Source organism: Pseudorhizobium banfieldiae, assembly GCF_000967425.1.
GTDB lineage: Bacteria > Pseudomonadota > Alphaproteobacteria > Rhizobiales > Rhizobiaceae > Neorhizobium > Neorhizobium banfieldiae.
Genome location: NZ_FO082820.1, coordinates 1,554,030 through 1,572,038, shown reverse-complemented (window position 1 = coordinate 1,572,038; position 18,009 = coordinate 1,554,030). Strand labels below are relative to the sequence as shown.

Sequence of the window (18,009 nt, the reverse complement as noted above, 5' to 3'; positions counted from 1 at the left end):
TCGGGCACGCAGTATTACTGCATCATTTTTAGCCACTCTCTTCGCCTTCCACAAGAGCAATCGTGTGGAAAGAAGAACGGGGCGGGCGGCTGGCAAAACGCCTTGTGAGTCTATAGTCATCCCCTGTCAATCGAATGTGTCAGTTGAGCGTGAGCCGCCCTCATCATGAATATCGGGATCGTCATTGTCGCAGCCGGACGTGGGGAACGGGCAGGATCTGCAGAGGGACCGAAGCAGTATCGCAGGATCGGCGGCAGCGCCGTGATCGCGCACACGCTGAAGGCCTTCCTCGATTGGTCGAAGGCCGGACCGATCGTCGTCGTCATCCATCCGGATGACAAGCTCCTGTTCGAGGCGGCCGTCAGCGGCCTCGCCATGGAACGCGTGACGACGGTCACGGGAGGCGCGACGCGCCAGCAGTCGGTCCTTGCCGGCCTGCAGGCGGTCGCGGCGCTGGAGGCGACGCATGTGATGATCCATGACGGCGCCCGTCCCTTCGTCGACCGGGCGCTGCTTGATCGCATCGCTGCCCGGCTGGAGGCGGGCGACGACGCCGTGCTGCCTGCCCTTCCGGTCACGGATACGCTCAAGCGGGTCACGGAGGGGCGCGTAGTCGAGACCATTTCGCGGGAGGGGCTTTATGCGGCCCAGACCCCGCAGAGCTTCAGGTTGGCGACAATTCTTGCGGCACATGAGAGGGCAGCTGCCCAGCGTAGCGACTTCACGGACGACTGTTCCATCGCCGAGTGGGCTGGGGTTCCGGTTGCCATCGTGGAAGGCTCTCCGGAAAACGTGAAACTGACAGTAAGGCGGGACATCATTATGGCGGACGAGAGACTTTCGGCGGCGGCACTTCCGGACGTGCGGACCGGCAACGGCTATGACGTGCACCAGTTGGAGCCGGGAGACGGGGTCACGCTGTGTGGCGTGTTCATCCCACACGACCAGAGGCTGAAGGGACATTCGGATGCCGATGTCGGACTCCATGCGCTGACCGATGCGCTGCTGGCGACCTGCGGCGCCGGTGACATCGGCGATCATTTCCCGCCCTCGGACCCCCAGTGGAAGGGTGCGCCGTCGAAAATCTTCCTGGCGCGCGCCGCGGAGATCGTTCGCGAGAATGGCGGCACCATCTTGAATGCGGACGTCTCGCTGATTGCCGAAGCGCCGAAGATCGGCCCCCACCGGCAGGCAATGCGCGAGACGATGGCCGATATCCTCCGGATCGACCTCGAGCGCTGTTCGGTCAAGGCCACCACGAACGAGCAGATCGGCTTTGTCGGTCGACGCGAGGGCATCGCCGCCATCGCGACGGCAACAGTCGTGTATTCCGGACGCGGGTCATGAGTCTCTTCCCCGCGGATATCGGACGGGCGGCGAGCCAAGTCATCGCTCTTTACCGCGAACACCAGCAGATGCTGTCCACGGCCGAATCCTGCACCGGCGGGTTGATTGCCGGCGCCCTAACGGAGATTTCCGGGTCGTCTGCCGTCGTCGACCGCGGCTTCGTAACCTATACGAACGAGGCAAAGGTGGACCTGCTTGGCGTCTCGGAGAGAAGCCTTGCGGCCTACGGCGCGGTTTCGCGCGAAGTCGCGCTGCAAATGGCGCACGGTGCCCTCTACCGGTCCCGCGCCAGCGCGGCGGTTGCCGTCACGGGGATTGCAGGCCCGACCGGTGGGTCAACTGAAAAGCCGGTGGGTCTCGTGCATCTTGCCGCCCAGACGCGAGCCGGCATCCTGATCCACCGGGAAATGCGCTACGGGTCGATCGGCCGCAGCGAGGTCAGGCTCGCGACGGTGCGGACGGCACTGGAGATGTTGCTGGAGGCGGCCGAAACCAAGTGATGGCGAACACATCCAATGTTGGCCACTGCCGCAGTCTTCGCCTCCCTCGGCGATCATCAAGCTAGTTTTCTGAGATTGCCTCCGAAGCAGGCCCCTGCAAACCGGGCGGAGGCACGCCCGTGGCATCGGGATCCCTCCCTCGGCTACGGTCAAGCAGCCGCATGACCGGGGTCACCGTCAAGCCGTGCAGGAGGACGGACAGCAGCACCACCAGGCCCACGATGGCCCAGAGACGCTCACCGCCTTCAACGGGCATATGGTTGAGGCCATAGGCAAGGTAATAGAACGAACCGACGCCACGGATGCCGAAGAAGGAGATGGTCAGTTTTTCTCTCCAGGCGGCGTCCAGCCCGATGAGGCCGATCAACCCGCCCAGTGGCCTTATGACGATCAGGATGAGAACTGCCGCGACGATATCAGCGAAGCGAAGCGGCGCAAGCAGGCCGGTCACCAATGCACCACCAAAAAGCAACAGCAGGATCATCATCGCCAGGCGCTCGACCTGCTCCGTGACGTCGTGCATCTCCCGATGAAAGTCGTGCTCGCGATGTGCATGGCGAAGCGTGAGGGCGGTCACGAAGACGGCGAGGAAGCCATAGCACTCGATGATTTCGGTGAGGCCATAGGAGACGAAGGTCGCGGCGATTGCAATCAGGCCGTCTCCCGTCTGGGCGAGCTTGGTATCAGCGGGGACTCTGAAGGTGAGCCAGCCGAAGATGCGGCCGACCAACCAGCCGCCGACGATGCCGGCACCAACCTCCCAAAGAACGCTGTGAAGTATCCACTTCTCCAGCCATGGTTCACCTTTGGCAGCGTAGACACTGAGCGCGATTGCAAGGTTCACGAACGGGAAGGCCAGGCCGTCGTTCAGCCCCGCCTCTGATGTGAGGCCGAACCGCACCTCATCTTCCTCCCCGGTCTTTGGAGGGCCGACCTGCACGTCGGCGGCCAGAACTGGATCGGTCGGCGCCAGACTCGCACCGAGAAGCAAGGCCATTGCCCATGGCAGGCCGAGCCCCCACACCCCCAGAACCGTGATGGCGGCAATGCTCATGGGCATCGTGATCGCCAGCAGACGCCAGGTCACGCTCCATCGCCGCCAACTGAAAACGCGGTCGAGCTTCAGGCCGGCGCCCATCAGTGCGATGATCACCACGAATTCGGTAAAGCGCTCCGTAAATTCGGGATAGGTCAGAGGCAGTGGCTCATCGGAGACCGCCGGGCTCAGAAACAATGCTGCACCCAAGGCAATGCAGACGATCGGCAATGACAAAGGGAGGCGCTTGAGCGCCAGAGGCAACCAGGCAACGAGCGCTATGAGGAAGCCCAGTCCCGTCAGAACCAGGATATAGGGATCAGGTGACCAGTCGCTGAGATCTAGCATCGCCCCTCAACGGGCGTGAGCCGTTTTTGATCCAGAAGTTCCAGCGCTGCTCCAGATTTGAGTGTGCCGCCGGATGTCTTCGATTCAGCCGTACACCCGGTCCGCCCTCGCCTCGAAGGCTTCAGCGAACATGCGGAAGGCACGGTCGAACATCGAGCCCATCACGGCGCCCAAGATCCGGCTCTTGAATTCATAGTCGATGAAGAAGTGCACCTTGCATCCCTCGCCGGCCGGTTCAAACCGCCAGCGGTTGTCCAGGTAGCGAAACGGGCCCTCAATGTACTTCACGTCGATCGCCAGTTCTTCAGGGTTGAGGAGGACCTGCGTCGTGAAGGTCTCGCGTATCGCCTTGTAGCCGACAGTCATGTCGGCAATCAGCAGCGTCTTGCCATCGCGCTCCTTGCGGGACCGGACCGTCAGCGCCTCGCAAAGCGGAAGGAATTCCGGGTATTTCTCCACATCGGCCACCAGATCATACATCTGCTTGGGCGAATGCTTGACGGGGCGATGAGTCTCGAACTTGGGCATGGTGGAGAGCTAATGCCGGGAGCAGGGGATGGCAAGAGCCGGGACGGGAGCCGTCCCGGCCATGATGACGCGGCAGCTATTCCGCGGCGGCCAGAAGCTTCCGCTCGCGGGCCGCCTTGAGACGGGCAAAGTCGTCGCCGGCGTGATGGGAAGAGCGGGTCAGCGGACTGGACGAGACCATCAAGAAGCCCTTGGTATAGGCGATGGTCTCGTAGGACTTGAATTCTTCCGGGGTGACGAAGCGCTCGACCTTGTGGTGCTTGCGGGTGGGCTGCAGATACTGACCGATGGTGAGGAAGTCGACGTCTGCGGTTCGCAGGTCATCCATCAGTTGCAGTACCTCGTTCCGCTCCTCGCCGAGTCCGACCATGATGCCGGACTTGGTGAACATCGTCGGATCGAGTTCCTTCACCCGCTGCAACAGGCGGACCGAGTGGAAATAGCGGGCGCCGGGGCGAACCGTCAGGTAATTACCCGGCACCGTTTCCAGGTTGTGGTTGAAGACGTCCGGCTTGGCGGCGACGACGCGTTCCAGCGCGCCTGGCTTCTTGAGGAAGTCCGGCGTCAGGATCTCGATCGTGGTCAGCGGCGATGCCGCGCGAATCGCCCAGATCACCTTCTCGAAGTGCTCGGCGCCGCCGTCGTCGAGGTCGTCGCGATCAACGGAGGTGATGACGACGTGGGAGAGACCCATCTGGCGCACGGCCTTGGCGACATTCTCCGGCTCGTCCAGGTCGAGCGCATTGGGGCGGCCCGTCGTCACGTTGCAGAAGGCACAGGCGCGGGTACAGATTTCGCCCATGATCATGAAGGTAGCGTGCTTCTTGTCCCAGCACTCGCCGATGTTCGGGCAGCCGGCCTCCTCGCAGACGGTGACGAGCTTGTTTTCCTTCACGATCGAGCGGGTTTCGGCATAGCCCTTGGAAACAGGCGCCTTGACCCGGATCCATTCCGGCTTGCGCAAGACTTCAGTGTCCGGACGATGCGCCTTTTCCGGATGGCGGACGCGCTTGAGATCTTCCGCAGCGGTCCTGTCGAGAATGGTTACCATCACTTACCTGCCTTTGCCGCGTCAGCGGCTCCCGTCACCGACGGGCGATTTTTGCGAGGAATAACAGAACGCAGGAGCCGATGAAACCTGTCACCAGGAAACCCAGCCATCCGTCTGCGACATGGATGTCGGCGCCTTCGAAGACGGCGTTGGCGCCGATGGCACCAACGATGCCGATGAAGATGTTCATAAACAGGCCATAGCGCAGGTCCATGAACTTGCCGGCAAGCCAGCCTGCCAGCCCGCCGATGATAATGGCCCCAAACCAGCCCACGCCTTCCATTGCAGTTCCTCCGATCGAGACTTCACATGTGGGAGATACCGGCCCCTGGAACAAGCCGGCACCGATTTAGCGGGTCAGGCGTTCAGGGCCCGGCCATAGGCATCCAGCACGCTTTCCTTCATCGTTTCCGAAATGGTCGGATGCGGGAAGATCGTGTGCATCAGGTCTTCTTCCGTCGTTTCGAGATTCATGGCGACGACGAAACCTTGAATGAGTTCGGTCACCTCCGCGCCGACCATATGGGCGCCGAGGAGTTCGCCGGTCTTCTTGTCGAAGATCGTCTTGACGAGACCCTGGTCTTCGCCGAGCGCGATCGCCTTGCCGTTGGCGACGAAGGGGAAGCGGCCGACGCGGACGTCCCGGCCCTCTTCCTTCGCCTTCGCTTCCGTCAGACCGACGGAGGCGACCTGCGGGTTGCAATAGGTGCAGCCCGGGATCTTCGCCTTGTCCATCGGATGAACATTTGGCAGGCCGGCAATCTTCTCGATGCAGATGACGGCCTCGTGCTCGGCCTTGTGGGCGAGCAGCGGCGGGCCGGCGACATCGCCGATTGCATAGATGCCGGGGACATTGGTCTTGCCGTAGCCGTCGATCGCGATGAAGCCGCGGTCCGTCTTGACCCCGACCGCTTCCAGACCAATGCCCTCGATATTAGCCTGTACACCGACGGCCGAGATCATCCGGTCGGCGGTGATCGCTTGCGTCTTGCCATCCTTCAATTCGATCGTGGCGGTGACGGAGTCGGCGCCCTTCTCGACCTTGGCGACCTTGGCCTCGAGCAGGATCTTCATGCCCTGGCGCTCGAACTGCTTCTTCGCCAGTGCGGAGATCTCCGCATCTTCCACCGGCATGACCTGCTTCATGATCTCGACGACGGTGACGTCGACGCCCATGGTGCGGTAGAAGCTGGCAAACTCGATGCCGATCGCGCCGGAGCCCATGACGAGCAGCGACTTCGGCATTTCCTCCGGCTTCATGGCCTCGAAATAGGTCCAGATCAGCTTGCCGTCCGGCTCGATGCCGGGCAGTGCGCGCGGCCGCGCGCCGGTCGCTACGATGATGTGCTTCGCGGTATAGGTGCCCTCGCCCAGGGTGTTCTTCGGCACCGGGCCCTGCGGCTGGACGATGGGCTTGGAGATCTTGCCGACGACCACCTCGCCCGGCTTGGTGAGCTTCGCCTCGCCCCAGATGATGTCGACCTTGTTCTTCTTGAACAGGAATCCGACGCCGTTGTTCATGCGATGGGCGATGCCGCGGGAGCGGGCCACGATCGCCTTGATGTCGGGCTTGATCGAGCCTTCGAGCGTCAGGCCGTAGTCCTTCGCATGGCTGGCGCTGTGCATGACGTCAGCCGACCGGAGCAGCGCCTTGGTAGGGATGCAGCCCCAGTTCGAGCAGATGCCGGCTAGGTGCTCGCGTTCGACGACCGCGACCTTCATGCCAAGCTGTGCCGCACGGATCGCGGCGATGTAGCCGCCGGGGCCGGAGCCGATGATGATGACGTCATAAGCGTTGGACACGGGCCTTCATCTCCTTGTCTGTCGGAACAGGCCCGGCTTTCGCCGAGCCTCCCGGGGGATGAAGTACCAGGCGTTACGCCTTGGCCAGCATCCCGTAGATCTCATCCTTCAGAACCATCCGGCGCTTGCGCATGTCTTCCATATGCGCGTCGCCGACCGGCTCCACTTCCGTTTCAGCCCGATGGATCGCACGATTGACGTCGCGATAGTTCTCGAGCAGACCGGCAAAATGCTCATTGCTGACCTTCAGCGAATGGATCTTGTCGGCGTATTCCGGAAATTCGTCGTGAATTTCGTGAGGCGTGTTCGACATGGCTCGGTCTCCTCTTTGTCCATCAATCGATGGAACCAGCCATATCCGTCGCACCTGCTTTCTCTTTGATCGTAGTCAATTCCGTCACCAAAGAGCGTCAAATTCCCAACATCATCCGTACGATAGGCTCGAGCCCCTTGCCGAGGGCCCGGGTATTTTCGGCGTCCAGATGAACACCGTCGAGTGGCGTCGTCTCCGCGGCCGAAGCCGCATCGTAGAATCCGCAGCCGAGTTCATCGGCGAGGTCGCGGTAGAGCGATGCGAGCATGGCCGACTGCTCAACGCCGCCGGCAAACATGGCGGCGAACACGGGATCAGCAGTCTCGCGAAGCGGCGGCGGCGCGACGATGAGGATGTCCGGAACTTCGTAGTCGAAGGACCATTCATGATTTCGGACCAGCGCCACCAGCCGCTGCATGCCCTGGCGCGCCGCAATCGCCGTGCCGGCGATCACGGGCTTCATGTCGTTCGTGCCGAGCATGAGGATGACGAGATCGAGCGGCATGTGGCTGTGCAACACCGTCGGCAGCGTCTTCACGCCATTGCGCTCGCAATCCGCCAGGTGATCGTCATAGCCGGTGGTGCGACCGTTCAAGCCTTCCGCAATGACATTGACGTCTGAACCGAGAGCCGCCTGCAGCACGCTTGGCCAGCGGTCCTCAAACAGGTGACGACCCGGACCTTCCGGATCGTAACCCCAGGTGAGCGAGTCACCGTAGCAGAGGACGGTCTTTGCCATCGGCTCTTCCGCGTCAGACGAGCATCGCCATCGGGTTTTCGACATAGCGCTTGAAGGCAGAGGCGAGCTCCGCGCCGAGGGCACCATCGATGACCCGATGATCGAAGGCGAAGGTTGCCGTCATGACCGTGCCGATCTTGATCTCGCCGTTTCTGACGACCGGCTTCTCGACGCCGGCGCCGATCGAGACGATTGAAGCCTGCGGCAGGTTGACGATCGAGGTGAAGCTGGAGACGCCGTACATGCCGAGATTGGAAACCGACGTTGTGCCGCCCTGATATTCCTCAGGCTTCAGCTTCTTGTCGCGCGCCCGCTTGGCGAGATCCTTCACCTCGTTGGAGATGGCGGACAGCGTCTTCTGCTCGGCCTTGCGGACGATCGGCGTGATCAGGCCGTCGGGAATGGCAACGGCCACGCCAACATCGGCATGCTTGTGCAGCACGCGTGCCGTCGAGGTCCAGGAGGCATTCGCCATCGGCACGTCCCGCAGCGCGAGGGCCATCGCCTTGATGATGAAGTCGTTGACCGAGAGCTTGAAGGCCGGAACCTCGCCCTTCTCCGTCTTCTTTACGGGAGCCGAAGCGTTGATCTCGGCGCGCAGCTTCATCAGCGCGTCGAGCTCGCAATCCATCGACACGGTGTAGGAGGGAACGGTCTGCGTCGATTCCGTCAGGCGTGATGCAATCGTCTTGCGCATTCCGTCATGCGGCAGGAGTTCGTAGGAGCCTTCGGCAAAGAGCTTGAGGACCGCATCGTCCGAGGGGCCCTTGGCCATGGCAGGGGCAGCCGCTTGGGATGCGGCAGCAGCAGCCGGCGCGGCTTTCGCCGTACCGGAGGCCGCAGCCTTCTCGACGTCCGCCTTGACCACGCGGCCATGCGGGCCCGAGCCGGAAACGGCCGACAGATCGAGCCCGGCTTCTTTGGCGAGACGACGTGCCAGCGGCGAGGCGAAGATGCGTTCGCCGGAGGCAGCCTTGGGCGCAGGTGTCGAGGCCGCGGGCGCCGCATCTGCTACCGGCTGCTCCGCCTGCGGCTTGGCGGCTTCTGCTTTCGGCGCTTCCGCCTTGGCTTCGGCCGGAGCGGCGGCAGGCTTCGGTGCTTCCGCCGATGCCCCACCGGCGGCAGCGGCGTCCTTCACATCCTCGCCTTCACCGGCGAGGATTGCGATCAGGGCGTTGACCTTGACCGCCTCGGTGCCGGCCGGGACGACGATCTTCGCCACCGTGCCTTCATCCACGGCTTCCACTTCCATGGTCGCCTTGTCGGTCTCGATCTCAGCAATCACGTCGCCGGGGGCAACCTTGTCGCCTTCCTTGACCAGCCACTTGGCAAGATTGCCCTCTTCCATCGTGGGAGAAAGGGCGGGCATGGTGATGTTGATCGGCATCGGACGCCTCCCCTTACTTGTAGCAGACGGTCTTCACCGCCTGGACGACCTCGCCGACATTCGGCAGGGCCAGCTTCTCGAGGTTGGCCGCATAAGGCATCGGCACGTCCTTGCCGGCAATCGTCAGGATCGGCGCATCGAGATAGTCAAAGGCCTGCTGCATGACGCGGGTGGCGATTTCCGTGCCCACCGAGTTCTGCGGATAGCCTTCCTCGACGGTGACGAGACGGCCGGTCTTCTTCACCGATTCGATGACGGTGGGCAGGTCCATCGGGCGCAGGGTGCGGAGATCGATCAGTTCGACGTCGATGCCTTCCTTCTCCAGTTCGGCGACCGCCTTCGTCGCATAGGTCATGCCGATGCCGAAGGAGACGATCGTCGCGTCCTTGCCCTGCTTGTGGATGCGGGCCTTGCCGATCGGCAGGACGAAATCATCCATCTTCGGCACGTCGAAGGACTGGCCGTAGAGGATCTCGTTTTCCAGGAAGATCACCGGGTTCGGATCCCGGATGGCCGCTTTCAGCAGGCCCTTCGCATCGGCCGCCGTGTAGGGCATGACCACCTTCAGGCCGGGAATGCTGGAATACCAGGCCGCGTAGTCCTGGCTGTGCTGGGCCGCCACGCGGGCAGCAGCACCGTTCGGGCCGCGAAAGACCATCGGCGCGCCCATCTGGCCGCCGGACATGTAAAGCGTCTTGGCGGCAGAGTTGATGATCTGGTCAATCGCTTGCATGGCGAAGTTGAAGGTCATGAACTCGACGATCGGGCGAAGGCCGGCCATGGCCGCACCGACGCCGACGCCGGCAAAGCCGTGCTCGGTGATCGGGGTGTCGACGACACGGCGGGGTCCGAATTCCTGCAGCAGGCCCTGGGTCACCTTGTAGGCGCCCTGGTATTCGGCAACTTCCTCGCCCATGACGAAGACGGTCTCGTCACGGCGCATTTCTTCGGCCATGGCGTCACGCAGTGCTTCGCGGACGGTGGTGGAGACCATCTCGGTGCCTTCCGGAATATCCGGATCGGCAGCGACGTCGACCTTCGGCTGTGCCGGGACCTTGTTGTCGGCTGACGAGGCAGGCTCGTCCTTGGCTTCGCGCGCCTTGCCGCCTGCAGCGTCCGAGGTCGCGGCCGGCGTATCGGCATCGGCCTTTGCCGCTTCCGGCTGGGCGGGCTTTTCCGCCGAAATGGAATCAGCGTTCTCGCCTTCCTGCAGCAGCACGGCAATCGGCGTATTGACCTTGACGTTTTCGGTGCCGGCCTCGACCAGCAGCTTGCCGATCACGCCTTCATCCACGGCTTCCACTTCCATGGTCGCCTTGTCGGTCTCGATTTCAGCAATGACGTCACCGGACGCGACCGTGTCGCCTTCCTTCTTCAGCCACTTGCTGAGGGTGCCCTCTTCCATGGTCGGAGAAAGGGCGGGCATGAGGATATCGATTGGCATTCTAGTGTCCCTCCCCGTCTCAGAGCAGAATGTCGGTGTAGAGCTCGGAGGTATCCGGCTCCGGATCGTTCTGGGCAAAGTCGGCGGAGTCGGAGACGATGTCGCGGACGTCCTTGTCGATCGTCTTCAACTGGTCTTCCGATGCCCAGCCCTTGTCGAGCAGGCGGTTCTTGACCTGCTCGATCGGATCGTGTTCCGAACGCATCTTCTGCACTTCGTCCTTGGAGCGGTACTTCGCCGGGTCGGACATGGAGTGGCCGCGATAGCGGTAGGTGAGCATTTCCAAGATGATCGGGCCCTTGCCGGAGCGGCAGTAGGAGACCGCTTCGTCCGCAGCAGCCTTGACGGCGCGGACGTCCATCCCGTCCACCTGGTATCCCGGAATGCCGAAGGAGGCGCCCCGCTGGGAGAAATCGGTCTGCGCAGAGGCGCGCGAGACGGAGGTGCCCATGGCGTAGCGGTTGTTCTCGATCACATAGACGATCGGCAGCTTCCACAGGTTGGCCATGTTGAAGCTCTCATAGACCTGCCCCTGGTTGGCGGCGCCATCCCCGAAATAGGCAGTCGAGACGCTGTCATTGCCGCGATACTTGTTGGCGAAGGCAAGACCCGTGCCGAGGGAGACCTGGGCACCGACAATGCCGTGGCCGCCGTAGAAGTGCTTTTCCTTGGAGAACATGTGCATGGAGCCGCCCTTCCCCTTGGAATAGCCGCCCCGACGTCCCGTCAGTTCTGCCATGACGCCCCGTGCACTCATGCCGGTGGCCAGCATGTGGCCGTGGTCACGATAGCCGGTGATGACCTGGTCGCCTTCCTTGAGCGCCATCTGCATCCCGACGACGACCGCTTCCTGGCCGATATAGAGGTGACAGAAGCCGCCGATGAACCCCATGCCATAGAGCTGGCCGGCCTTCTCCTCAAACCGCCTGATCAGCAGCATGTCGCGGTAAGCCTGGAGCTCCTGCTCCTTGTCGAACTCGGCAATCGTGCCGCCGGTGAAATCTTTTCTTGCAGGCTTTGCCGCGGATTTGCGGCCGGATACAGACGCGGTTTTTCTCGGCGCCATTCATCCCTCCCTCATGTGCTGCAGGTCTTGTTCAGGCCGTTACCATAGGGAAGAAAAGGCACCCCAGCAATGCCATAAATGCATGGCTCGCATTCCATACAACCCGCTGATAATACGACATGAATTCATGTTAACCGAAATCTGGTTAACCTAGAAATAGTTGTTGAAGATCACGATTTCGTCCTCGCGCGCGACGTTCAACTGGTAACGCGCGATCTCGTCCAGCATGTCTTTTTCCAGCGAACCATCGCTGAGGAGCTGCACCTGACGCTCCAGAGCCTGCCGCTTGTCTGTCAGTCGCTGGAGTTCCGCCAGCCGATCGAGCCGCTGCCGCTCGAAGTTTTCGGTAGCAATGAGCCCGAGCTCGCCGTTGACCGAATGATAGCCGAAATAGGAAAGGAAGGCGACGGTTATGAGCGGGAGCACGAATCGACCGAGTTTTCTTTCCTTATGGTGCTTGGTCCACATGCCCCGCCACATCCTCGAAACGCATTACGATGCGTCAAATTCGCAGAACTTGCTTAAGCAATCGTTGACCGCCCAAAACGCAGAAAGCCCGGCGAACCGGGCTTTCCTTGCGAATTCAATGTTTGCCTGATGAATCAGGCCTTGAGAATGGACCTGCCGGCATAGACTGCCTGCGGGCCCAGCATTTCTTCGATACGGATCAGCTGGTTGTACTTGGCAAGCCGGTCCGAACGCGAGAGCGATCCGGTCTTGATCTGCCCGCAATTGGTAGCGACCGCCAGATCGGCGATGGTCGAATCCTCTGTCTCGCCCGAGCGGTGCGACATGACCGCGGTATAGGCGGCCTTGTGTGCGGTCTCGACGGCATCCAGCGTCTCGGTCAGCGAGCCGATCTGATTGACCTTGACGAGGATGGAGTTGGCGACACCCATCTTGATGCCGTCGCGCAGGCGGGCGGAGTTCGTGACAAAAAGATCGTCGCCAACGAGCTGGCACTTGGAGCCGACGAGATCGGTGAGCGACTTCCAGCCATCCCAGTCGTCCTCGGCCATGCCGTCCTCGATGGAGATGATCGGATATTTTCCGGCGAGTTCCGCCAGGTATTCGGCCATGGCACCGGGTTCCAACGTGCGGCCCTCGCCTTCCATGGCGTACTTGCCGTCCTTGAAGAATTCGGTCGAGGCGCAATCCAGTGCGAGGCAGACATCGTCACCGGGCTTGTAGCCGGCCTTTTCCACCGAGCGCATGATGAAATCGAGGGCTTCCGGTGCGCTCTTCAGGCCCGGGGCAAAGCCACCCTCGTCGCCGACATTGGTGTTGTGGCCCTGGGCCGCGAGTTCCTTCTTCAGGACGTGGAACACTTCCGCACCGATACGAACCGCGTCACGAAGGCTCTCCGCGCCGACCGGCATGATCATGAATTCCTGGAAGTCGATCGGATTGTCGGCATGAGCGCCGCCGTTGATGATGTTCATCATCGGTACCGGCAGGACATGTGCGCCGGCGCCGCCGACATAGCGGTAGAGCGGCAGGCCGGAGGAATCGGCCGCTGCCTTGGCAACGGCGAGCGAGACACCCAGTATGGCATTGGCGCCGAGGCGCGACTTGTTGGGCGTGCCATCGAGGGCGATCAAAGTCTTGTCGATGTGGATCTGGCTTTCGGCATCGAAGCCGCCGATGGCATCGAAAATCTCGGTATTGACCGCCTCGACCGCCTTCTCAACGCCCTTGCCGCCATAGCGCTTGCCGCCATCGCGCAGTTCCACCGCCTCGTGGGCGCCGGTGGAAGCGCCCGAGGGGACAGCCGCGCGGCCCATGCTGCCATCCTCCAGGTAGACATCGACCTCCACGGTCGGATTGCCGCGGCTGTCGAGGATTTCGCGTGCGATGATATCGGTAATGGCGGTCATGATCTCTCCCTGAGGTAAACCCAATGCCCTGCGGTTATCGACAATGTCTCTTAATCGATGACAGGCGAATTACAATCCGGCTCCCGCTGCGGCGCCTAGGCAGCCTTGGCGACGGCATCGAAGGCCAGAAGCTTTTCCAGGAGCCGTCGCATGTCTTTCAGATGAACCATGTTCGGGCCATCGGAGGGCGCATTGTCCGGGTCCTCGTGCGTCTCGATGAAGAGGCCGGCGACGCCGACCGCCACTGCCGCGCGCGCCAGCGTCTCGACGAATTCGCGCTGGCCACCGGATGAACCGCCCTGCCCGCCGGGCTGCTGCACGGAATGGGTGGCATCGAAGACGACCGGCGACCCCATGGCGGCCATGATCGGCAGCGAGCGCATGTCCGAGACCAGCGTATTGTAGCCGAAGGAGGCGCCACGCTCGCAGAGAAGCACGTTCGGATTGCCGCTTGCGGTGAACTTGGCCTGGACGTTCTTCATGTCCCAGGGCGCCAGGAACTGGCCCTTCTTGACGTTGATGGCGCGACCGGTCTTTGCGGCGGCGATCAGCAGATCGGTCTGGCGGCAAAGGAAGGCCGGTATCTGCAGGATATCGACTATCGGCGCGACGAGCGCGCAATGCTCCTCGGTATGAACGTCGGTGAGCACCGGGAATCCGAACTCCTTCTTCAGGTCCGCGAATATCTCCATGGCCTTGTCCAGGCCGATGCCACGCTTGCCCGACAAAGATGTCCGGTTCGCCTTGTCAAAGGAGGACTTGTAGACGAGGCCGATCCCGAGCTCGGCGCAGAGTTCCTTGAGCCTTCCGGCGATCATGAAGGCGTGGTCACGGCTCTCCATCTGGCAGGGGCCCGCTATCAGTGCGATGCGGCTCGACTGGGAGAACAGCACCCGGCCTTCGCCGTCACCCACGACAACTTCGGGATTGGGCTTCATGTCCATGGCGGCACTCCTTTTCAAGCGGCATCTGCTCCGTCGCGTGGACCCGGCTGCGGCGGACGCGATGTCCATAACAGCAACCACCGCCTCTGTCACGGAGCCAAGGCATAAGCGCGCCGACGCAGCTGGAACTTTAGCCTTGCGGAACACACCCGGAACATATATGGTCTGTTCCGTATTTGTTTCATCGTCAGGGAACCCGGATGCTCACGCGCAAACAGCAGGAACTGCTTCTTTTCATTCACGAGAGGATGAAGGAGTCGGGCGTGCCTCCGTCCTTCGACGAGATGAAGGATGCGCTCGATCTGGCGTCGAAGTCGGGCATTCACCGGCTGATCACGGCGCTCGAGGAGCGTGGCTTCATCCGCCGGCTGCCCAATCGGGCGCGAGCACTCGAGGTCATCAAGCTGCCGGAAGCCTACAGCACCAGCCTGCAGCCGCGCCGCGGCTTCTCGCCGAGCGTCATCGAGGGCAGCCTTGGCAAGCAGAAGCCGGCACCGCCCCCCTCGCCGATCGCCGCAAGCAACGAGAACGCAAGCACGAGCGTGCCGGTCATGGGACGCATCGCGGCGGGCGTGCCGATCTCGGCAATCCAGAACAATACGCATGATATTGCGGTGCCTGTCGAAATGCTTGGCGCCGGCGAGCACTATGCACTGGAGGTCAAGGGCGACTCGATGATTGAGGCGGGGATCCTGGATGGCGATACGGTCATCATCCGCAACGGCCAGACAGCCAGCCCCGGGGACATTGTCGTGGCCCTCGTCGATGAAGAGGAGGCAACGCTGAAGCGGTTCCGCCGCCGCGGCGCCTCGATCGCGCTGGAGGCTGCCAACCCGGCCTATGAGACTCGCATCCTTCCCGCCGATCGGGTGAAGGTTCAGGGAAAGCTCGTCGGCCTCATCCGCCGCTACCACTGATCATTCGAAGCAACGGTTCGGGAAGGGTTTCGTCGAAGCGGTCGGTGCGCCAGTCATAGAAGCGGTGGCTGGTCCACGGACGGCGGGTACCGGCACTGGCCGCGTTGATCCGCCACAGGGACGGGTCGGGACTGCCATTCAAGTAGATTTCGATCGCGCCAGTCTTTCTCAGGCTTGCGCCGTTCAACAGCACGGCACCCGAGCGACATTCGTCGAACCGCGCGCGAGGGGCGACAACCAGCGCCGCCAGATCGCAGGCGCTTCCCGCAAGTCGCGGATCCTCAACCACGGCAATACTGACTCCGCCCTCACGGGCCACCGCCACGCACCACAGCTTGGGCAGGCAATGGAACCGGCCCGCATCAGCTGCGGCGAGAGCGAGCGTTGACGACATCTCCGAACGGATCCGGTCACGCTGCTCGTCCGTCAGCGCGGCTTTCACAGAAGGATGGCCTGCCGCCGCAATGCCGAGGTCACTTGCCGGAGACATGACCGGAGGGACGGGCTCGGGAAGCAGCAGAGCGCGCTGCCACTGGTCGAAGACAAACGCCGGCGAGCGCGTGCGGTTGGTGGCAACGCCATCGTTCCACAGTGCCACCAGCGCGCCGTCGTCGGAGATCAGAATATCAGGTTGGGGCAGTCGGTTCGCCTGCGAGCTCAGCGCGAAGGCGAGCGCCATGATCGGTACGCCGACCAGCCGAAGCCGGGTGCGCAACAGGGCGAGGATCAGGAACCCGATCGAGGCGATCGACAGGAACCAGGGGTGCTGCCGGCCGGTGCCGACGTCTCCACCCCAGCTGGCCACGTGCTTTGCGACCGCGATGACCGCCTCCAGCCCCAGACCCATCAGTTTCAGGAGGGGCGCGTCGAGCCCGAGCGGCATCAGCAACATGCCAAGCAGGCCGGCCGGCATGACCACGAACGAGATGATCGGCATGACGGCGAGGTTGGCCGCCAGGCCATAGCCGGCAAGCCGGTGAAAGTGCTCCATCGAATAGATCGCCGTCGACAATCCGCCGATCAGCGAAGTTGCAAAAATCCCCGCCATCCAGTGCCAGCCGGTCAGCACCGGCGCGAGCCTGCCCCGGGCGAAGATCGATGGTTCCGGATCCTCCCCTGCGCCGCGCCGGCTCCAATAGGCATAACCCGCGACCAGCGCGGCCGTCGCCGCGAATGACATCTGGAAGCTCGGCCCCATGATCTCGGAGGGGGCCATTGCCAGCATGATGAGGGCCGCCAATGCGATATTGCGAAGGCTGATTGCGGCGCGGTCGAACCATACGGCGATGAGCATCACCGCCATCATCAAGTAGGCTCGCTCTGCAGAGACCGCAAAGCCGGAGACGAGATAGTAGGCAGTGGCCATGAGCAGCGCCCCGGTGGCGGCGATCTTCTTCACCGGCCACGCCTGGGCGAAGCCGGTGAAGAGGCAGAGGCAACTGCGCAGTCCGACGAAGAAGATACCGGCCGCAAGCGCCATGTTGAGCCCGGAGATCGCCACGATATGGGCAAGGCCGGAGATGCGCAGGGCCTCCGTCGTTTCTCGGGAGATCGCACGTCTCTCATCGGTGACAATGGCTGCTGCGAACGCACCCGCGTCCCCTGGTACTACGCTGCGTATCCGGTCGGCGATCATGCTGCGCAGGGAGAAGATCCATCTCTCGAGGGCCCGGCCCCAGTCCAGCGCTGCGGCCTGCGAAGGGACTGCCGCCTGTGGCGCACCGTAGAAGAAGCCAATCGCCCCGATGCCATCATGAAAGGAGCGGAAGGCAAAATCATTCAGGCCGGGCAGCGCAGGCCCGGAAGGCGGAGACAGACGGGCGCGCCCCCGGATGGCATCGCCTGCCTCGAATGGCCGGTGCTTGCCGCGGGCGAGAAGAACCACGTCGCTCGGCGGTCGCCTGAGGGTCGGCTGCTCCGTTTGCTGAACACGAATGAAGTAGCGCCACCTGCCTTCACCCGCCGGCTCGCGTCGATGCACCTCGCCTGCAACGGTCGTGGTAACGGGGGAGTCGAGGATCACGGTGGCATGCCGCCAGGTCTCGAACTGCGCAAGGGCCATCCCCGCCAGAACAAGCGTCGGCGCAAAGAGAAGCAGCGGGAGCCTTCCGGAACGGTGTTGGACGACGATCGCCGCGATTGCGAACGCGAGGAAGAGCACCAGCGGGATTTGCGCCGGCGGATCGCGGGGAAGCGTGAACCAGAAGACCGCACCGGCCCCGACAAGCACGGGCAGGAACAGGAAGGCGTGGCCATGGGCGACTTCCTCCTCCAGCAGCCTGCGCACCTGCGCCGGAAGGCGTTCCATCAACCGCGCGACGTTGACGAGGCTCAACGGCTCCGGTCTTCGAAACCGGATATCTGCAAGGATCGGCGCCGGCCTCTCGCCAGCATCACGGACGCTGCCTGCCACTGCGGGAGCGGAAACCACACCCGGCCCGGACTGCTCCCGAAGTAGGCCCTGCTGCGGCATCCGCGTCCACCCGCTCCACCGGAGGAAGAATGCAACCAGGGCAGGCGAAATGCAATCCATAACTGCAAGTCGGTTGCACCAACCTCCAGGTCATGCTCCGGTCCGTTGGCGGATCGTTAACCGCATCCAAGGCTCGACAGCAGAAGCGATTTCGGCACCGCACAATTAGACCTCCGCAGTGCTTGGCAGCGGCGACCGGATCATATAGCAACACACTACGCTTAATTCTTGTGGCG

17 protein-coding genes are annotated in these 18,009 nt (G+C 62.7%); 3 read left to right on the top strand and 14 right to left on the bottom strand.

The window, feature by feature from the left end:
• The first annotated feature begins 165 nt into the window (after positions 1–165).
• Together NT26_RS07800 and NT26_RS07795 are read left to right on the top strand one after the other, a co-directional pair.
• A complete protein-coding gene (locus NT26_RS07800; protein WP_052638246.1) occupies positions 166–1,347 on the top strand; it encodes a bifunctional 2-C-methyl-D-erythritol 4-phosphate cytidylyltransferase/2-C-methyl-D-erythritol 2,4-cyclodiphosphate synthase in 1,182 nt (393 codons plus the stop codon).
• A complete protein-coding gene (locus NT26_RS07795) occupies positions 1,344–1,847 on the top strand; it encodes a CinA family protein (RefSeq protein ID WP_052638245.1) in 504 nt (167 codons plus the stop codon). Before NT26_RS07800 ends, NT26_RS07795 begins: the two co-directional genes overlap by 4 nt.
• Positions 1,848–1,908: 61 nt before the next feature.
• Here the strand turns inward: NT26_RS07795 and NT26_RS07790 are convergent, their stop codons facing one another.
• The 13 genes from NT26_RS07790 to kdsA all read right to left on the bottom strand — a co-directional run bounded on the left by NT26_RS07790 (position 1,909) and on the right by kdsA (position 14,377).
• A complete protein-coding gene (locus NT26_RS07790) occupies positions 1,909–3,231 on the bottom strand; it encodes a cation:proton antiporter (protein WP_052638244.1) in 1,323 nt (440 codons plus the stop codon).
• 84 nt (positions 3,232–3,315) lie between these two features.
• The gene (locus NT26_RS07785) at positions 3,316–3,759 is read right to left on the bottom strand and encodes a type II toxin-antitoxin system RatA family toxin (protein WP_052638243.1); all 444 of its coding nucleotides are present in this window, start codon (positions 3,757–3,759) and stop codon (positions 3,316–3,318) included.
• A gap of 76 nt (positions 3,760–3,835) precedes the next feature.
• On the bottom strand, positions 3,836–4,810 hold the full coding sequence (gene lipA / locus NT26_RS07780) for a lipoyl synthase (RefSeq protein ID WP_052638242.1): 975 nt from the start codon (positions 4,808–4,810) through the stop codon (positions 3,836–3,838).
• A gap of 34 nt (positions 4,811–4,844) precedes the next feature.
• A complete protein-coding gene (locus tag NT26_RS07775) occupies positions 4,845–5,093 on the bottom strand; it encodes a GlsB/YeaQ/YmgE family stress response membrane protein (RefSeq protein ID WP_052638241.1) in 249 nt (82 codons plus the stop codon).
• Positions 5,094–5,167: 74 nt separating this feature from the next.
• Positions 5,168–6,613 carry a dihydrolipoyl dehydrogenase gene (gene lpdA / locus NT26_RS07770; protein ID WP_052638240.1) on the bottom strand — a complete coding sequence of 482 codons (1,446 nt, stop codon included), beginning with the start codon at positions 6,611–6,613 and terminating at the stop codon, positions 5,168–5,170.
• Between the two features lie 73 nt (positions 6,614–6,686).
• Positions 6,687–6,926, bottom strand: a complete 240-nt coding sequence (locus NT26_RS07765; protein WP_052638239.1) for an HP1242/YdcH family protein — start codon at positions 6,924–6,926, stop codon at positions 6,687–6,689.
• 97 nt (positions 6,927–7,023) lie between these two features.
• Positions 7,024–7,665 carry an SGNH/GDSL hydrolase family protein gene (locus tag NT26_RS07760; protein ID WP_052638238.1) on the bottom strand — a complete coding sequence of 214 codons (642 nt, stop codon included), beginning with the start codon at positions 7,663–7,665 and terminating at the stop codon, positions 7,024–7,026.
• A 13-nt stretch (positions 7,666–7,678) separates the two neighbouring features.
• Entirely contained in the window at positions 7,679–9,052 is a 1,374-nt protein-coding gene (locus NT26_RS07755) for a pyruvate dehydrogenase complex dihydrolipoamide acetyltransferase (RefSeq protein ID WP_052638237.1), read from the bottom strand.
• Positions 9,053–9,065: 13 nt separating this feature from the next.
• A complete protein-coding gene (locus NT26_RS07750) occupies positions 9,066–10,496 on the bottom strand; it encodes a pyruvate dehydrogenase complex E1 component subunit beta (protein ID WP_052638236.1) in 1,431 nt (476 codons plus the stop codon).
• Between the two features lie 19 nt (positions 10,497–10,515).
• On the bottom strand, positions 10,516–11,562 hold the full coding sequence (pdhA, locus tag NT26_RS07745; protein ID WP_052638235.1) for a pyruvate dehydrogenase (acetyl-transferring) E1 component subunit alpha: 1,047 nt from the start codon (positions 11,560–11,562) through the stop codon (positions 10,516–10,518).
• Between the two features lie 150 nt (positions 11,563–11,712).
• Positions 11,713–12,030, bottom strand: coding sequence for an FtsB family cell division protein (locus NT26_RS07740; protein ID WP_052638234.1), 318 nt, complete (start codon positions 12,028–12,030; stop codon positions 11,713–11,715).
• Positions 12,031–12,164: 134 nt separating this feature from the next.
• Complete coding sequence (eno, locus tag NT26_RS07735; protein WP_052638233.1) at positions 12,165–13,439, bottom strand: phosphopyruvate hydratase; 1,275 nt, start codon at positions 13,437–13,439, stop codon at positions 12,165–12,167.
• Positions 13,440–13,534: 95 nt separating this feature from the next.
• Positions 13,535–14,377: a 3-deoxy-8-phosphooctulonate synthase gene (gene kdsA / locus NT26_RS07730; RefSeq protein WP_052641957.1), complete on the bottom strand. Its 843-nt coding sequence runs from the start codon at positions 14,375–14,377 to the stop codon at positions 13,535–13,537.
• 206 nt (positions 14,378–14,583) lie between these two features.
• On the opposite strand from kdsA, the gene lexA reads away from it, so the two are divergent.
• Entirely contained in the window at positions 14,584–15,300 is a 717-nt protein-coding gene (gene lexA / locus NT26_RS07725; RefSeq protein ID WP_052638232.1) for a transcriptional repressor LexA, read from the top strand.
• Here the strand turns inward: lexA and NT26_RS07720 are convergent.
• Complete coding sequence (locus tag NT26_RS07720) at positions 15,281–17,773, bottom strand: ComEC/Rec2 family competence protein (RefSeq protein WP_082077797.1); 2,493 nt, start codon at positions 17,771–17,773, stop codon at positions 15,281–15,283. The genes lexA and NT26_RS07720 overlap by 20 nt on opposite strands.
• Between the last annotated feature and the right edge of the window lie 236 nt (positions 17,774–18,009).

Excerpts from the sequence above, each read along its gene's own strand:
- NT26_RS07800 (WP_052638246.1), top strand. The coding sequence starts at position 166 with ATGAATATCGGGATCGTCATTGTCGCAGCCGGACGTGGGGAACGGGCA.
- NT26_RS07795 (WP_052638245.1), top strand. The coding sequence starts at position 1,344 with ATGAGTCTCTTCCCCGCGGATATCGGACGGGCGGCGAGCCAAGTCATC.
- NT26_RS07790 (WP_052638244.1), bottom strand. The coding sequence starts at position 3,231 with ATGCTAGATCTCAGCGACTGGTCACCTGATCCCTATATCCTGGTTCTG.
- NT26_RS07785 (WP_052638243.1), bottom strand. The coding sequence starts at position 3,759 with ATGCCCAAGTTCGAGACTCATCGCCCCGTCAAGCATTCGCCCAAGCAG.
- lipA (WP_052638242.1), bottom strand. The coding sequence starts at position 4,810 with ATGGTAACCATTCTCGACAGGACCGCTGCGGAAGATCTCAAGCGCGTC.
- NT26_RS07775 (WP_052638241.1), bottom strand. The coding sequence starts at position 5,093 with ATGGAAGGCGTGGGCTGGTTTGGGGCCATTATCATCGGCGGGCTGGCA.
- NT26_RS07765 (WP_052638239.1), bottom strand. The coding sequence starts at position 6,926 with ATGTCGAACACGCCTCACGAAATTCACGACGAATTTCCGGAATACGCC.
- NT26_RS07760 (WP_052638238.1), bottom strand. The coding sequence starts at position 7,665 with ATGGCAAAGACCGTCCTCTGCTACGGTGACTCGCTCACCTGGGGTTAC.
- NT26_RS07755 (WP_052638237.1), bottom strand. The coding sequence starts at position 9,052 with ATGCCGATCAACATCACCATGCCCGCCCTTTCTCCCACGATGGAAGAG.
- NT26_RS07750 (WP_052638236.1), bottom strand. The coding sequence starts at position 10,496 with ATGCCAATCGATATCCTCATGCCCGCCCTTTCTCCGACCATGGAAGAG.
- pdhA (WP_052638235.1), bottom strand. The coding sequence starts at position 11,562 with ATGGCGCCGAGAAAAACCGCGTCTGTATCCGGCCGCAAATCCGCGGCA.
- NT26_RS07740 (WP_052638234.1), bottom strand. The coding sequence starts at position 12,030 with ATGTGGACCAAGCACCATAAGGAAAGAAAACTCGGTCGATTCGTGCTC.
- eno (WP_052638233.1), bottom strand. The coding sequence starts at position 13,439 with ATGACCGCCATTACCGATATCATCGCACGCGAAATCCTCGACAGCCGC.
- kdsA (WP_052641957.1), bottom strand. The coding sequence starts at position 14,377 with ATGAAGCCCAATCCCGAAGTTGTCGTGGGTGACGGCGAAGGCCGGGTG.
- lexA (WP_052638232.1), top strand. The coding sequence starts at position 14,584 with ATGCTCACGCGCAAACAGCAGGAACTGCTTCTTTTCATTCACGAGAGG.
- NT26_RS07720 (WP_082077797.1), bottom strand. The coding sequence starts at position 17,773 with ATGCCGCAGCAGGGCCTACTTCGGGAGCAGTCCGGGCCGGGTGTGGTT.